This is a genomic window from Pseudomonas sp. TH31 (genome assembly GCF_016650815.1).
Classification (GTDB): Bacteria; Pseudomonadota; Gammaproteobacteria; order Pseudomonadales; family Pseudomonadaceae; genus Aquipseudomonas.
In genome coordinates this window covers 163,766-176,695 of record NZ_JAEKEZ010000022.1, presented here as the reverse complement: position 1 = coordinate 176,695, position 12,930 = coordinate 163,766, and the positions used below count along the sequence as shown (strand labels likewise).

General features: G+C 59.8%; 13 protein-coding genes and 2 pseudogenes. 9 read left to right on the top strand and 6 right to left on the bottom strand.

Annotated elements, in window-relative coordinates; all coding sequences use genetic code 11:
* Positions 1 to 28: 28 nt before the first annotated feature.
* The 4 genes from JFV26_RS15465 to JFV26_RS15450 all read left to right on the top strand — a co-directional run bounded on the left by JFV26_RS15465 (position 29) and on the right by JFV26_RS15450 (position 2,963).
* Positions 29 to 934, top strand: coding sequence for a LysR family transcriptional regulator (locus JFV26_RS15465; RefSeq protein ID WP_201193676.1), 906 nt, complete (start codon positions 29 to 31; stop codon positions 932 to 934).
* 75 nt (positions 935 to 1,009) lie between these two features.
* A complete protein-coding gene (locus JFV26_RS15460; protein WP_201193674.1) occupies positions 1,010 to 2,023 on the top strand; it encodes a sensor domain-containing diguanylate cyclase in 1,014 nt (337 codons plus the stop codon).
* Positions 2,020 to 2,424, top strand: a complete 405-nt coding sequence (locus JFV26_RS15455; RefSeq protein WP_201193672.1) for a GNAT family N-acetyltransferase — start codon at positions 2,020 to 2,022, stop codon at positions 2,422 to 2,424. Before JFV26_RS15460 ends, JFV26_RS15455 begins: the two co-directional genes overlap by 4 nt.
* Positions 2,425 to 2,468: 44 nt before the next feature.
* Positions 2,469 to 2,963 (top strand): GNAT family N-acetyltransferase, encoded by a 495-nt coding sequence (locus JFV26_RS15450; protein ID WP_201193670.1) that lies wholly within the window; start codon positions 2,469 to 2,471, stop codon positions 2,961 to 2,963.
* 7 nt (positions 2,964 to 2,970) lie between these two features.
* Here the strand turns inward: JFV26_RS15450 and msrA are convergent, their stop codons facing one another.
* The 4 genes from msrA to JFV26_RS33600 form a co-directional block, all read right to left on the bottom strand.
* Entirely contained in the window at positions 2,971 to 3,678 is a 708-nt protein-coding gene (gene msrA / locus JFV26_RS15445; protein ID WP_201193668.1) for a peptide-methionine (S)-S-oxide reductase MsrA, read from the bottom strand.
* A 31-nt stretch (positions 3,679 to 3,709) separates the two neighbouring features.
* On the bottom strand, positions 3,710 to 5,473 hold the full coding sequence (locus tag JFV26_RS15440) for a cytochrome c biogenesis protein DipZ (RefSeq protein WP_201193666.1): 1,764 nt from the start codon (positions 5,471 to 5,473) through the stop codon (positions 3,710 to 3,712).
* 42 nt (positions 5,474 to 5,515) lie between these two features.
* Positions 5,516 to 6,034 (bottom strand): peptide-methionine (R)-S-oxide reductase MsrB, encoded by a 519-nt coding sequence (msrB, locus tag JFV26_RS15435; protein ID WP_201193664.1) that lies wholly within the window; start codon positions 6,032 to 6,034, stop codon positions 5,516 to 5,518.
* Between the two features lie 67 nt (positions 6,035 to 6,101).
* Positions 6,102 to 6,323, bottom strand: a complete 222-nt coding sequence (locus JFV26_RS33600) for a hypothetical protein (RefSeq protein WP_242487848.1) — start codon at positions 6,321 to 6,323, stop codon at positions 6,102 to 6,104.
* Here JFV26_RS33600 and JFV26_RS15430 point away from each other — a divergent pair.
* The 4 genes and pseudogenes from JFV26_RS15430 to JFV26_RS15415 all read left to right on the top strand — a co-directional run bounded on the left by JFV26_RS15430 (position 6,225) and on the right by JFV26_RS15415 (position 9,918).
* A pseudogene (locus JFV26_RS15430) lies at positions 6,225 to 6,901 on the top strand (response regulator transcription factor). The gene JFV26_RS33600 and the pseudogene JFV26_RS15430 sit on opposite strands and share 99 nt — an antisense overlap.
* Positions 6,898 to 8,412 (top strand): sensor histidine kinase, encoded by a 1,515-nt coding sequence (locus tag JFV26_RS15425; RefSeq protein ID WP_201193662.1) that lies wholly within the window; start codon positions 6,898 to 6,900, stop codon positions 8,410 to 8,412. Before JFV26_RS15430 ends, JFV26_RS15425 begins: the two are co-directional and overlap by 4 nt.
* A gap of 55 nt (positions 8,413 to 8,467) precedes the next feature.
* Positions 8,468 to 8,971 (top strand): DUF6622 family protein, encoded by a 504-nt coding sequence (locus JFV26_RS15420; RefSeq protein WP_201193660.1) that lies wholly within the window; start codon positions 8,468 to 8,470, stop codon positions 8,969 to 8,971.
* A gap of 242 nt (positions 8,972 to 9,213) precedes the next feature.
* Positions 9,214 to 9,918 carry a hypothetical protein gene (locus JFV26_RS15415; RefSeq protein WP_201193658.1) on the top strand — a complete coding sequence of 235 codons (705 nt, stop codon included), beginning with the start codon at positions 9,214 to 9,216 and terminating at the stop codon, positions 9,916 to 9,918.
* 75 nt (positions 9,919 to 9,993) lie between these two features.
* Here JFV26_RS15415 and JFV26_RS15410 read toward each other — a convergent pair whose 3' ends face one another.
* Together JFV26_RS15410 and JFV26_RS15405 are read right to left on the bottom strand one after the other, a co-directional pair.
* Positions 9,994 to 10,485: a RidA family protein gene (locus JFV26_RS15410; protein WP_201193656.1), complete on the bottom strand. Its 492-nt coding sequence runs from the start codon at positions 10,483 to 10,485 to the stop codon at positions 9,994 to 9,996.
* Positions 10,486 to 10,835: 350 nt separating this feature from the next.
* Complete coding sequence (locus JFV26_RS15405; RefSeq protein WP_201193654.1) at positions 10,836 to 11,330, bottom strand: RidA family protein; 495 nt, start codon at positions 11,328 to 11,330, stop codon at positions 10,836 to 10,838.
* A gap of 122 nt (positions 11,331 to 11,452) precedes the next feature.
* Between JFV26_RS15405 and JFV26_RS15400 the strand changes: the two are divergent.
* A pseudogene (locus tag JFV26_RS15400) lies at positions 11,453 to 12,861 on the top strand (aminotransferase-like domain-containing protein).
* Positions 12,862 to 12,930: the final 69 nt, after the last annotated feature.

The window sequence follows — 12,930 nt, the reverse complement described above, 5'->3', positions numbered from 1 at the left end:
TTCAATCATTTAAAAGTCGAGCTTGATAATGGACCTGTTCCAGGCAATGACCGTTTACGTCCGCGTGGTGGAAACCGGCAGCATGACCGCCGCCGCGTTGCAGTGCGAAATGTCCACGACCATGGTTGGCAATCACCTGCGCGCCCTGGAGCAACGTCTCGGTGTACGTCTGCTCAATCGCACGACCCGGCGCCAGCGGTTGACGGAGTTTGGCAGCGCTTACTATCAGCGCTGCCTCGAAGTGCTGGGCCTGGTGGCCGACTCTGAACGGCTGGCGGAACAAACCCTCGACGAGCCGAGCGGTACGCTGCGCATCACCGCGCCGTTGACCTTTGGCACTGAGCGGCTCGCGCCAGCCCTCAGCGAATTCAGCTTGCGCTGCCCGCAAGTCAAGCTGGATGTGGTATTGACCAACGGACGCCCGGACCTGCTGGAAAACGGCTTCGACGCGGCCATTCGCCTGGGCGCTATCGAGCCGTCCAACATGATTGCCCGCCCCCTCATCGACTACACCCTGACGATGTGCGCCTCCAAGGAATACCTGACGCGCCGGGGTACACCGCAAAAACCCGAGGATCTGCAGCACCACGACTGCCTCGCCTTCGCCTATCCGGCCGGAGATGACTGGCACTCGGTGGAAAAACAGTGGCGACTGACCGGCCCCGAAGGCGAGGTCCTTGTGGCGGTCAGCGGCCCGATGCTGATCAATAGCTCGGCGGGCTTGCATCAAGCGGCGCGAACCGGCATGGGTATCGTGATGGTGCCCGACGCACTGGTGGAGCAAGACCTCAGGGATGGGAAACTGGTGGCCTTGATGCAGGACTACCAACTGCCGAGCCGGCCAATGCACCTGGTCTACACCCAGGATCGTTACCGGTTGCCGAAATTGCGCAGCTTCGTCGACTTCTCCATGCAGATGTGGGGCAAGCACTAGCCGCGCCGATGCGCCTTGGACTACTCTGCTCGACGGGCAAGTGGCATCGATATAAGGGCGGCAAGGAGAGCGGTGATGGGCGACGCATCGAATATCGAATCATTGAAGTTCAATCTGTCGGACTTCAACGAAGACATGCTGCACACCATTTTGGAACTGGTCAGCGATGGTATCTGGGACTGGAACGCCAACACCGGTTTCGTCTATCGCAACCCGGGCTGGTACGAGATGCTCGGCTACGCGCCGCACTCCCTCGATAACACCGTGCTGACCTGGGAAACCGTGATGCACCCCGACGACTATTCGCGGGTCATGGCCTTGTTCGACGACTACCTGAGTCAGCGTGCCCCCGGCTATCAGGCCGAGTATCGCTGCCGCATGCAGGATGGCTCTTTCATCTGGATCGAAGATCGCGGCTATATCCTTGCCCGCAATGCTGATGGCTCGGTGGCGCGAATGGTTGGGGCGCACCGCAGTATCGAAGACAAAAAACGCCTGCTTGAAGAACTGGAGCGGCGCAATCACTCCCTCGAAGCCCTCGTCGAAGAACGCACCCGGGAGCTGTCACGGGTCAATCAACAGCTGCAAATCCAACTTGAAGAAAACCGCAAACTGGCAGAAACCGATGCCCTGACCTCGGTCGCCAATCGCTATCGCCTGGAAAAAGCCCTGCCTCAGGAGTGCGACCGCGCCCAGCGCTTCCGCCAACCGCTGTCGCTGATCGCCATGGACATCGACGATTTCAAACCCATCAACGATCACTACGGCCACGCATTGGGCGATGCGGCGTTGGTGCAGGTGGTCGAGTGCCTGAAAGACTGCGTGCGCGACGGCGATATCCTGGCCCGCTGGGGTGGCGACGAGTTCATCATGCTCCTGCCCAATACGCCGCTGGCCGATGCCCGCGAGGTCGCTGAACAAATCCGTGGGGGCCTGACGCAACTGCTGCCGGTAGGGGATTTTCAGGTGACCATGAGTTTTGGCGTGGTCCAGCGCTTTGAAGAGGAACAACAGACCGGACTGCTGGCCAGGGCCGATCAGGCGCTGTATCGGTCGAAGGTGATGGGCAAGAACCTGATTTCGGGATGAGTACTGCCCTGCATATCGGCGATGTGAAGCCTTCGCAAATCGAATCTGTAAGGTTGTTTCTTGGACACAATGGCTGGGGGCATCGCACCGGTTCGGCTGAACATTTCGCGCAATTGATCGCCAACTCCCAACACGCGGCCGTTGCCATGAAGGGTTCGCATATCGTCGGATTTGCCCGAGGCATTAGTGATGGGCTGTCCAATGGTTATCTGTCGATGGTGGTGGTGTGCGGACAGCATCGATGTGAAGGTATCGGCCGCGCGCTGGTTGAACATGTCATGGGTGAAAACCGCGATATCACCTGGGTGCTGCGTGCAGGGCGGGAAGGCGCTTCGGCGTTTTTTTCCAGTCTGGGTTTTGAAACGTCGACCCTTGCCATGGAGCGACCACGTAGCCAGTAATCCCGTGTGCATTCACTAAAACAAGTCAACGCGAAGGAAAGCGAATGAAATCCCCTCCCCTGTATCGCCGGGCCACACCGGACGATCTTCTGGCCATTTGCGAACTGGGCCAGCAACTCAACAGCCTCCATCACCGTGAACGGCCGGACATCTACGCACCGGCCACGGAGGACTTCGCGCGGGACAGCGCCCACTGGCTGCCCTATCTCGACGCCGAACATCAGGTGACCTTTCTGGCCGAGCAGGCTGGCAAAGCAATTGGCTTCATTACCGTGCAAGTCACTTCGTTCAACAGTCCGCTGATCCAGCATCAACAGGTGGGCCGGGTGGGCTCGGTCTGTGTTGACGACAATGCTCGAGGTCAAGGCGTTGGGCGTGCGCTGATGGAGCGTGCCCAAGCCTGGGCCATCGAACAGGGCGCCTCGGATCTTCGGCTCACCGTTTGGGCATTCAACGCACCGGCACTTCGGCTGTATGAGGAGTTGGGCTATGAAATGCGCGCGTTTGAAATGGGCAAGCGCCTGGACGAGACACCCTGATGCACATTTACGATCCTGCCTTCACCAACACCGCTTTCTCCTGATACCGGTCCGGATACAGCTGCTTCAACTGCGCCACCTTCGGCATATCGTTGATCACGATATACGGATAGGTCGGGTGCTCGGTGAGGAAGTCCTGGTGATAGTCCTCGGCCGGGTAGAAGCCGTTGTAGGTTTCCAGTTTGGTGACGATGGGTTTGTTGAACGAATGCGCGGCGTCGAGTTGGGCGATATAGGCCTGGGCGACGCGTTGCTGCTCAGCGTTCTCCGGGAAAACTGCCGAGCGATACTGGGTGCCGCTGTCAGGGCCCTGACGGTTGAGCTCCGTCGGGTTATGGGCCACCGAGAAGTAGATTTGCAGCAAGGTGCCATAGCTGACCTGAGTAGGATCGAAGGTGACTTCAACCGATTCCGCATGACCGGTATCGCCATCGCTGACCCGCTCGTATTGGGCGGTGTTGGCCGCGCCGCCGGCATAACCGGAGACGGCTTTCTTCACGCCTTTGACATGCTGGAACACCCCTTGCACACCCCAGAAGCAACCACCTGCGAAGACTGCGGTTTCGCTGTGGGCCTGGGTGGTTTCGTCGAGGGCCGGCGGGGCAATGACCACGGCGTCTTCAGAGGCACCGAAAGAGAACGCCGAGCATTGGCCGATAACGCTGGCCGCAGCCAGGCCCAGCAAGGTACGGCGCCAGGTGAATAAGGTTTTCATGGGGCTGACTCCTTGGAAAATGAGATCGCTATCAACCAAACGTGAAGGCATACGCCGAGACGCCCGAGTCGAGAAACTCGATGCTGAAGGTGCGGTCCGTGACATCGCCGGACTGACGCACCAACTGGTACAAGCGTTGTTCGGTCACGCTGCCACTGCCATCGGGCGCCACGTCAGTACCGTGAGCCTCACCCAGGGCCTTGCCGTCGATCAGTACTTTGAAGCGCACAGGTTTGCCGTCTGCACCCGGCCCTAGCACCAGGTGCAAATCGCGAGCGTGAAAGCGGTAGACGATACGACTGGCCGGCGCGCTTGCAGTGGCTCGCTCCGACCCGACATTCCATTGGCCACCCAGGCTCCAGTTGTTGAGGGCCAGTTGGGCCGGCGGGTTGTACGTCGCCACCTTGTCCGCCGCGAGGCTCGCTTCAGGTACGAAATTTTCCGCCCGCTGATAGCCGATATAGGTTTCCGGGGACTTGACTTCGTTCATCTGCGGAGCGAGCTGAACACCCTCGGCACTGGCATTGATCAGGCCGTCCGCGACCTTCGTCGCCCCGGCTTCCTTGAGCAATTGCTGGATCACCCGCTCCGACTCGACGTACTCGCCTTCGCCAAAGTGGTGATAACGAATGCGACCCTGAGCGTCGGCAAAATAGTGCGCCGGCCAGTACTCGTTGTTGAACGCACGCCAGATCTTGAAATCGTTATCGATGGCCACCGGGTAGTTGATGCCCAGGTCCTTCATGGCTTGGGTGACGTTGCCGACATTGCGCTCAAAGGCAAACTCCGGCGCATGCACACCAATCACCACCAGCCCCTGATCGCGGTACTTCTCGGCCCAGGCCTTCACATACGGCAGGGTGCGCAGACAGTTGATGCAGGAGTAGGTCCAGAAATCCACCAGCACCACTTTGCCCTTCAACGCCTGGGCGGTCAGTGGTGGCGAGTTGAGCCATTGCACGGCACCGTCCAGCGCTGGAAGGTTGCCTTCGACAGGGAGTGTGCCGGGTGCTTTGTCAGCCACTTGCATGGCGCTACCCGAGGCCGAAGCCGGCTCGCTGTTACTCGGCGATTTGCCGGCCAGTCGCCCGACCAGGGCCTGTTCGATGCCGCCGGTAGACGCGGTCGAAAACCGCGCCAGAATCCCGGTATCCAGCCCCAGAGCGATGGCCGCCACGCCCGCCAACATCAGCGCACCGAGCCCACGTCGAACCCACTCGCCTGCGCCGATGGAACGCTTCATCGCCGTGAAAACCTTACCGCCCAACAGCAGCGCCACGGCCAGGGAGGTTGCCGCCCCGGCGGCGTACGCCAACAGCAGCAACGTGGTGCCGATACTGGCTCCTTGCAGCGCCGCACCGGTCAGCACCAGCCCCAGAATCGGCCCGGCGCACGGCGCCCAGAGCAGGCCCGTGGCGACACCGATCAGGAACGAAGCGCCGGGGCGTGGCCGGGCATCGGCGCCTGCCACTTCCGACAACCGACTGCCCGCCGCCACCAGTGGCCGGGTCAAGCGGTCGGCCAGTTGTGGCAACAACAGCGTCAGCCCGAACAGCGCAACGAACACCAGCGCGACCCAGCGCCCGTACTGATTGAGTTGCACCACCCATCCGCCGCCGACCGCCGCCAGCGAGGCGACGAGCGCAAAGGTCATGGCCATACCCGCCAGCAGCGGCAAGCCGCTTTTCATAAACGGCTGCCCGGTGCGCGCGAAGACGAAGGGCAATACCGGTAGAATGCACGGGCTGACAATCGTCAGCACACCACCGAGATAAGAGAGAATCAGAAGCCACATAGCGTCGACCTGCATCAAGTGAGAGAAAGGATTAACCGCGGATCAAGCCGTCTGTGGCTTGAAGGTCATCGCCAGGCCATTCATGCAGTAGCGTAGCCCCGTCGGTTTTGGCCCATCGTCGAAGACATGGCCCAGATGCCCGCCGCAACGCCGGCAGTGAACCTCTTCGCGCACCACGCCGAAGGAGCGGTCCTGACGCGTGGCCACCGCCTTGTCCAACGGCTTCCAGAAACTCGGCCAACCGGTGCGGCTGTCGAACTTGGTGTCGGATGAAAACAACGGCAGATCACACCCGGCGCAAGCGAATGTGCCAGCGCGGTGCTCGTCGTTCAACGCACTGGTATAGGCTCGTTCGGTGCCTTCTTCGCGCAGGATCTCGTACTGCTCGGCACTGAGGATGGCGTGCCATTCGCTGTCGGTGTGAGTGACCTCGAAAGCCTCAGCCGCGCTGGCATCACTGACCAGCGCTGTGCTCGCCGCAAATTTTGGCAATGCACCGATCACCAGGGCTGCCGCCCCCAGCCCACCGCTGGTTAAAAGAAATTGTCTGCGTGAAAACATGGCCGTCTCCAAAATTCCAGGTGCCTGTCATGGAACACAGCCTAGGCTTGGGTTGATCGCCAAATCCTCACGGGAAGTTAAACAATTCGTGATAACTCCCCCTGAGGAAAACCCGCACAATGTGCCCATTCGCGGCAAAGGATTGAGCTTCATGGAACAGACCAAACGCGTCCTGGTGGTCGAGGACGATTTGCACATCGCCGACCTGATCTGCCTGCATCTTCGTGATGAGCAGTTCGAGGTGGTGCATTGCGCCGACGGGGACGAAGGCATGCGCCTGTTGCAGCAAGGAAGCTGGGACGCGCTGATCCTCGACCTGATGCTGCCCGGCGTCGACGGCCTGGAGATCTGCCGCCGCGCCGGGCCATGGCTCGCTACACGCCGATCATCATCACCAGTGCGCGCTCCAGCGAACTGCACCGTATCCTCGGCCTGGAACTGGGCGCTGACGATTACCTGGCCAAACCGTTTTCCATGCTGGAGTTGGTGGCACGGGTCAAGGCCTTGTTGCGACGGGTCGACGCCATGGCCCGCAACCTGAAGATGGACGCCGGCAGCCTGATCGTCGATGGACTGTCCATCGACCCGATCACCCGCGAAGTGTCCCTCGACGGCCGGCGCCTGGACCTCACGCCACGGGAGTTCGACCTGCTGTATTTCTTCGCCCGCCAACCGGGCAAGGTGTTCTCACGCATGGACCTGCTCAACGCCGTGTGGGGCTACAGCCACGAAGGCTATGAGCACACGGTCAACACCCACATCAATCGTTTGCGGGCCAAGATCGAAACCGACCCGGCACAACCGGTGCGCATCCTCACGGTGTGGGGACGTGGTTATAAATTCGCGGCACCCGAGGACCCGTCATGAGATTGACCCTGACCCAGCGCTTGTCCCTGGTATTCGCCGTGTTGCTGCTGGTGTGCTGCGGCACCTCGGCATGGATGCAGGTGCGCTCCAACCAGATGCATGAGCTGGAAGTGGTGCAGGGGTTGTCCCGGGACCTGGCCCAGCACATCGCCCACGACACCGTGCTGATGGACAGCAAAGGCCTGATGCCCAATGCCGTGCGCGATCTGTTCAGCCAACTGATGCTGGTCAACCCGAGCGTCGAGGTTTACCTGCTGGACAGTCAGGGGCGGATTGTCGGCAGCGCCGCGCCTGAAGGACGAATACGCCGCGAGCAAGTCGATCTGTTGCCGATCCAGCATTTGCTCAAGGGCGATGCCCTGCCCATTCTCGGTGACGACCCGCGCAGCATCGATGGTCGCAAGGTCTTCAGCGCGGCACCGTTGCAGGTCGACGGTAAACCGGCGGGCTATCTGTATGTGGTATTGCTGGGTGAAGAACACGACCGCTTCGCCGAACGCGGTGCGACCAGTGCCGCGCTCAACACCGCCCTGCTGTCCATCGGATTGGTGGCGTTGTTGTGCCTGATTGCCGGCCTTACAGCCTTTGCCCTGATTACCCGACCCTTGCGGCGCCTGACCGAAACCGTCAGCCAGTTCGACATTGACGGCGTTCCCGTCACGCCCTCCGCGCCAGCACCGGTTGAAAAAGCTGCCAGCCACGATGAGATTGCCGTACTCGACGCCGCGTTCCGGCAGATGCAAACCCGCCTCAGCGAGCAATGGCGTTCGCTGACTCGCCAGGACCAGGAACGCCGCGAACTGGTGGCGAACATCTCCCACGACCTGCGCACACCGCTGGCCTCGCTGCACGGTTATCTGGAAACCCTGTCGCTCAAGGACGCCACGCTGTCGCCTGCCGACCGGCGCCGCTACCTGGGCATCGCCCTCGATCAAAGCCGCAAGGTCGGTGGCCTGGCGCAATCGCTGCTGGAACTGGTACGGCTGGAACACGGGTTTGTGCAACCGATACTGGAACGCTTCTCCATGACCGATCTGGTGCAGGACATCTTCCAGAAATTCGAACTCACCGCCGAAGCACGCCAGGTGGAGCTCAAGGCGACCTTCGCCCCCAACGTTTCAGCCGCTTGCGCCGACCTGGGGCTGATCGAACGGGTGCTGACCAACCTGTTCGACAATGCCCTGCGCCATACGCCACAAGGCGGTGAAATCGAACTCAGCTTGCGGCCGCAAGGCTCTTTCGTTGAGGTGACCATCAGCGATACCGGTCCCGGCATCGCCGCCGAACTGCGTGAAGGGCTGTTCCTGCGGCCCTTCAATATTGGCGGCGCACGGCGCGATGGTGGGTTGGGGCTGCGGATCGTGCATCGGATCCTGCAACTGCATGGTCGCGATATCCAGTTGATCGATGTGCCTGGGCGTGGCGCAACCTTTCGCTTCACGTTGCCCGTGGACGAACAAACAGCCGAACAAGGGGTGGTTCGCTCGATGAACCTGAATACTCCAGGGTAATCGTCGAACGCTACCGCTATGATCCCGGCACCTGTTTCGGCAAGGACGCTGCGCAATGCTGAACACCCTGCAAAATACCCCGTGGTGGGTTTATGGAGTCCTTCTGCTGCTGTGCTACTACGGTATCAAGGCCCTGTCCCCGACCCGGGAAAGCAAAACCTCATTGCTGGTCACGCCGCCGATTTTGTTGGTCTGGTCGCTGTATTCGCTGAACCTAACGCTCAATCCGTCGTTGTCGTTGAGCTGCTGGTTGATCGCCCTCTTGATCGGGAGCCTCGCTGCGCTGTTGATTTTTTCCCGCAAGGGCATCGAACTGGATGATTCGCAAACCGGGCTGATCCTGCCGGGCTCACTCAAGACACTGATGCTCTACCTGTTGTTTTTTGCCGTGAATTATTACTTCGGCTATCAGGCCGCCGTGCAGCCAGAACTGTCGGCAACACTGCAGATGGTGTTGCTCAAGGCGTGTGCGTCAGGTTTTGCCAGCGGGTTGTTCTGTGGGCGGACGATCAAGCTGTACCGGGTTTTCCAATCGCTGAAGCCAATGACAACCGCGTAGGAGCTGCCGAAGGCTGCGATCTTTTGATCTTCAGCACCTTCAGCACTTTCAGCACCGCCGAAGATCAAGATCAAAAGATCGCAGCCTTCGGCAGCTCCTACAGGGTGACCCGCGCACCCGGTATATTGCCCGCTCGCCTGTTGGGTCGTGACAACGTCGTCTCGGTCCAATAGATTAGGCGGCCTGAAAAGGCCTCGCGCTTTCTCGCCTCAACTCAAGTTAAAAGAAGTAGTGAAATTTCAATGTCCGATTCCAACACCGCTGAATCCGTAGTCACCTTGTCGTCCAAAGCGGAATACGAAAACTCCATCAATCTTTCACAGCACGTGCCCCAGGCCAAGACCATCAGCGAGATGGTGCTGGACGCTTTCCAGTCCACTCGTGAAAGCGACCAGATCCGCGAGCTGCGCACCGCGATTCGCCAGGCTCACGACAGCTTCGATGACGATAAAGCCTACGAACTGATGGGCGAGCTCAAGCAACTCAAGGATGCCGAGGCGTCCGACATTGCCGCCCTGGAAGACCTGAGCAGCAAGTTCCCGATCAGCCGCATTCTGTCCAGCTTCAAGAACGACCCGGCGTTCCAGGAAATCGTCTATGGCCTGGCACTGACGGTGCTGAACCAGACGCATCAAGCCATCAGCAACCCGAGCAGCGGCAAGAGCAAGACCGCTCGGGCCAAGAAAGAAGTCGAAGTGTTCACCATCAGCAAGGATGGCGTGAACGTCACCCTGCCGCTGCGCACCCCGCGCTCGCGCCTGAACGTTGACCGTGAGGCCCTGGAATTCCTCGGTTTCAACTTTGTCGGCGAAGGTGAGGAAGCGGAGCTGGAAAGCGAAACCTTCCTGGACAATGCCGGGACCGAACAAGCGGTGAACCGCAAAAACATCATCACCGCGTTGCAGCAGCAAACCGCGTTTGATGGTTACAGCATCGCCGCGCAGTAATACGATTCAGCATTACTGCAAAAACCAAAAGCCCCGTCCTGAAACTCAGTGCGGGGCTTTTGGTTGCCTGGAACCTCACGTTGCAGGGCGCAACGCAGCGATCATGTCCAGCTGAACTGCCGCGTTGTTCGGCAGTTGATACACCCCAATCGTCGTACGTGTATGTTTGCCGGCATCACCCAGCACATGGCTGAACACATCCGACGCACCATTGGCCACTTCACTCAGATCAACAAAGTCTGCCGTGGACTTTACATAGACCGTGACGCGCAGCAGCGACTTGATTTTGTCCAGCGAGCCGATGGCATCGACAATCAACGCCAAACCGCGCATCGCACAAATGCTGGCGGCGGTTTGAGCATCGGCCAGGGTCAGCTCAAGACCGACTCTGCCGGGGTACTGAACCTTGCCATGCACACGCGGCACCAGAGCGCTGAGATACAGTTCATGGTCATGCCGAACCAGCGGCGCGTAATGCCAGTCGGCGGAGCTCTCACCGTAAATGTCGTAACCGAGCTCCGATGCCAGGGCGATGTAGCGCTCATCGCACGTCATGTGTTCAGTCATGCCCCTCACCTAATCTCTTTATCAATCCATCAACAACCCCTACCTTCAAAAGATTAGACCAAGGCCACTCATCTCCACACGTTTGAATGAAAAAGCCCCAGTTAACCGGTAATGCCGGTCAGTTAAGCTAAACGCGATCTGTAGCAGCTGGCGAAGCCTGCGTTCGGCTGCGCAGCAGTCGTAAATCCTGCACACGCGGTTTGCCTGAAAGAACCGGGGGCTGATCTTACGACTGCTGCGCAGCCGAACGCAGGCTTCGCCAGCTGCTACAACGAGCGTGTGTCACCTTGGGATATTCTTAACTGATCGGCATTACCGGTTAACCGGGGATTTTTAGTCGGTTATTTCATCTACAACGCCGATGGGTGCAGGGCCGCAATCACATCCACTTCGATGGGGGCGTTTTTTGGCAGTTGATAAACACCGACGGTCGTTCGGGTATGTTTACCGGCATCGCCCAGCACATGGGTGAAGACATCCGACGCGCCGTTCGCCACTTCACTGAGGTCAACGAAATCAAAGGTCGATTTCACAAAGACCGTTACGCGAAGCAATGACTTGATGCTATCCAGCGAACCGACGGCCCCCATGATCAGGCCCAGTGCACGGATTGCACTGATGCTGGCGGCCGCTTGCGCATCCGCCAGGTTGAGTTCCAGCCCCACTCGGCCGGGGTACTGAATTTTGCCGTTCATGCGTGGCACCAGACCACTGACATACAGTTCATCGTCATTGCGGATCAACGGGGCGTAATGGCCACCGACCGCATTCTCGTCGTAGATATCGAAACCGAGCTCCTTGGCCAGTTCGATGAAGCGTTCGTCACGGGTGGTTGGCTTGATCATCTGTTGAACCTTCTTAATCAATCATGCAAAAAGCGCAATTGATGGTAGGCACGGACGCTTGTCTTGATCAGAGCAAGTTCGTATAGAATCCAGCGAACTTTACTGCCAGGGAGACCAGTAAAATGCAGGCTCAACGCGCGGTGATCGCCGCCATCGAGTTTCAGCCGGGCGTGCCGCTGGTGCAGCAGATCGTCGATCAATTATCAGTCGCCATCAGTCAGGGCGGCCTGCCCCACGGCACCAAGCTGCCGCCGATTCGCGAGCTCTCCGAGTTGCTAAACGTGGGCAAGTCGACAGTCGTCGATGCCCTCGACCGCTTACGTGCCAAGGGTTTGGTGGTTTCCCGCCAGGGTTCGGGGCATTACGTGCACCGCTCCAACACCACGATTGCGACGGCCCCGGGCCGGACCTGCAACCCCAAGACACCCTCAGCGTGATCCGCCGCGCCGTGCTGCTGGACAACGGCGCCCTGCGCCCCGGCTGCGGATTCTTGCCGCCCTCCTGGCTGCCCGCCGAAGAATTGCTCAAAGCCGTGCGCGGCACCCTGCGCACCACGGCTCTGCGCATGGGCGAATACGGCGTCACCGGCGGTTATCTGCCGCTACGTCAGGCCTTGCGGGTCAAACTGTCGACCTTTGGCATCGATGTGCCGGTAGAACAGATCATCACCACCGCCAACACCATGCAGGCCATCGACCTGCTGATGCGCCTGCTGATCAAATCCGGCGACACGGTGCTGCTCGACGACCCCTGTTACTTCAACCTGCACACCAACCTCGCGCTGCACGGCGCCAGGGTCATCACCATCGCCCGGGATTGCGACGGCATGGACCTGGAGGCATTCGAACAATTGCTGATCACCCACAAACCCGTGCTCTACTTGACCAACAGCACGCTGCATAACCCGACCGGACACTCGTTCTCCCCGGCGCAGGTGTATCGGTTGCTGGAGTTGAGCCACCGCCATGGCTTGCACATTGTCGAAGACGATTTGTATGGCGACCTGCAACAACGTCGCACCCCGCGGCTGGCGGCGAGCGGGTTGGACAATGTGAGTTACGTGTCCGGGTTCTCCAAGACCCTGACGGCCAACAGCCGGGTCAGCTACGCGGTGCTGTCACCACAACTGGCCGCGCGGTTGATCACCCTGAAAATGGCCTGCGGCGGCGTGACTTCGGAATTCGCCGAGCAGATCACCTGCACGATGCTCAGCAATGGCAGCTATGCCAAGCATGCGCGGCGCACGGTGGATCGGCTGTATGAGTCGAGCAGTCGGGTAGCGCGTTGGTTGGTTGAGGCAGGTTGTTCCGTATCATCTCTGCCCGGTGAAGGCCTATTTATCTGGACGCGTTTACCGCAAGGGCTGCATGCCGAAACGTTGGCTCGCAAAGGCTTGGAAAGCGACCTGGTCCTCGCACCCGGCACCTTGCTCAGCAAAACGCCCGATGCCAGCCAGTTCCTGCGATTCAACGTCGCACACAGCGATCATCCGCAGGTTCGTGAGCGGTTCTTTCGGTTGCTTGATCGCTAAGGCTTCTAGACACACCGCATCGCGGCCTACGCGAGCCTGCTCGCGAAAGCGGCAATTCGGTCCACCAAA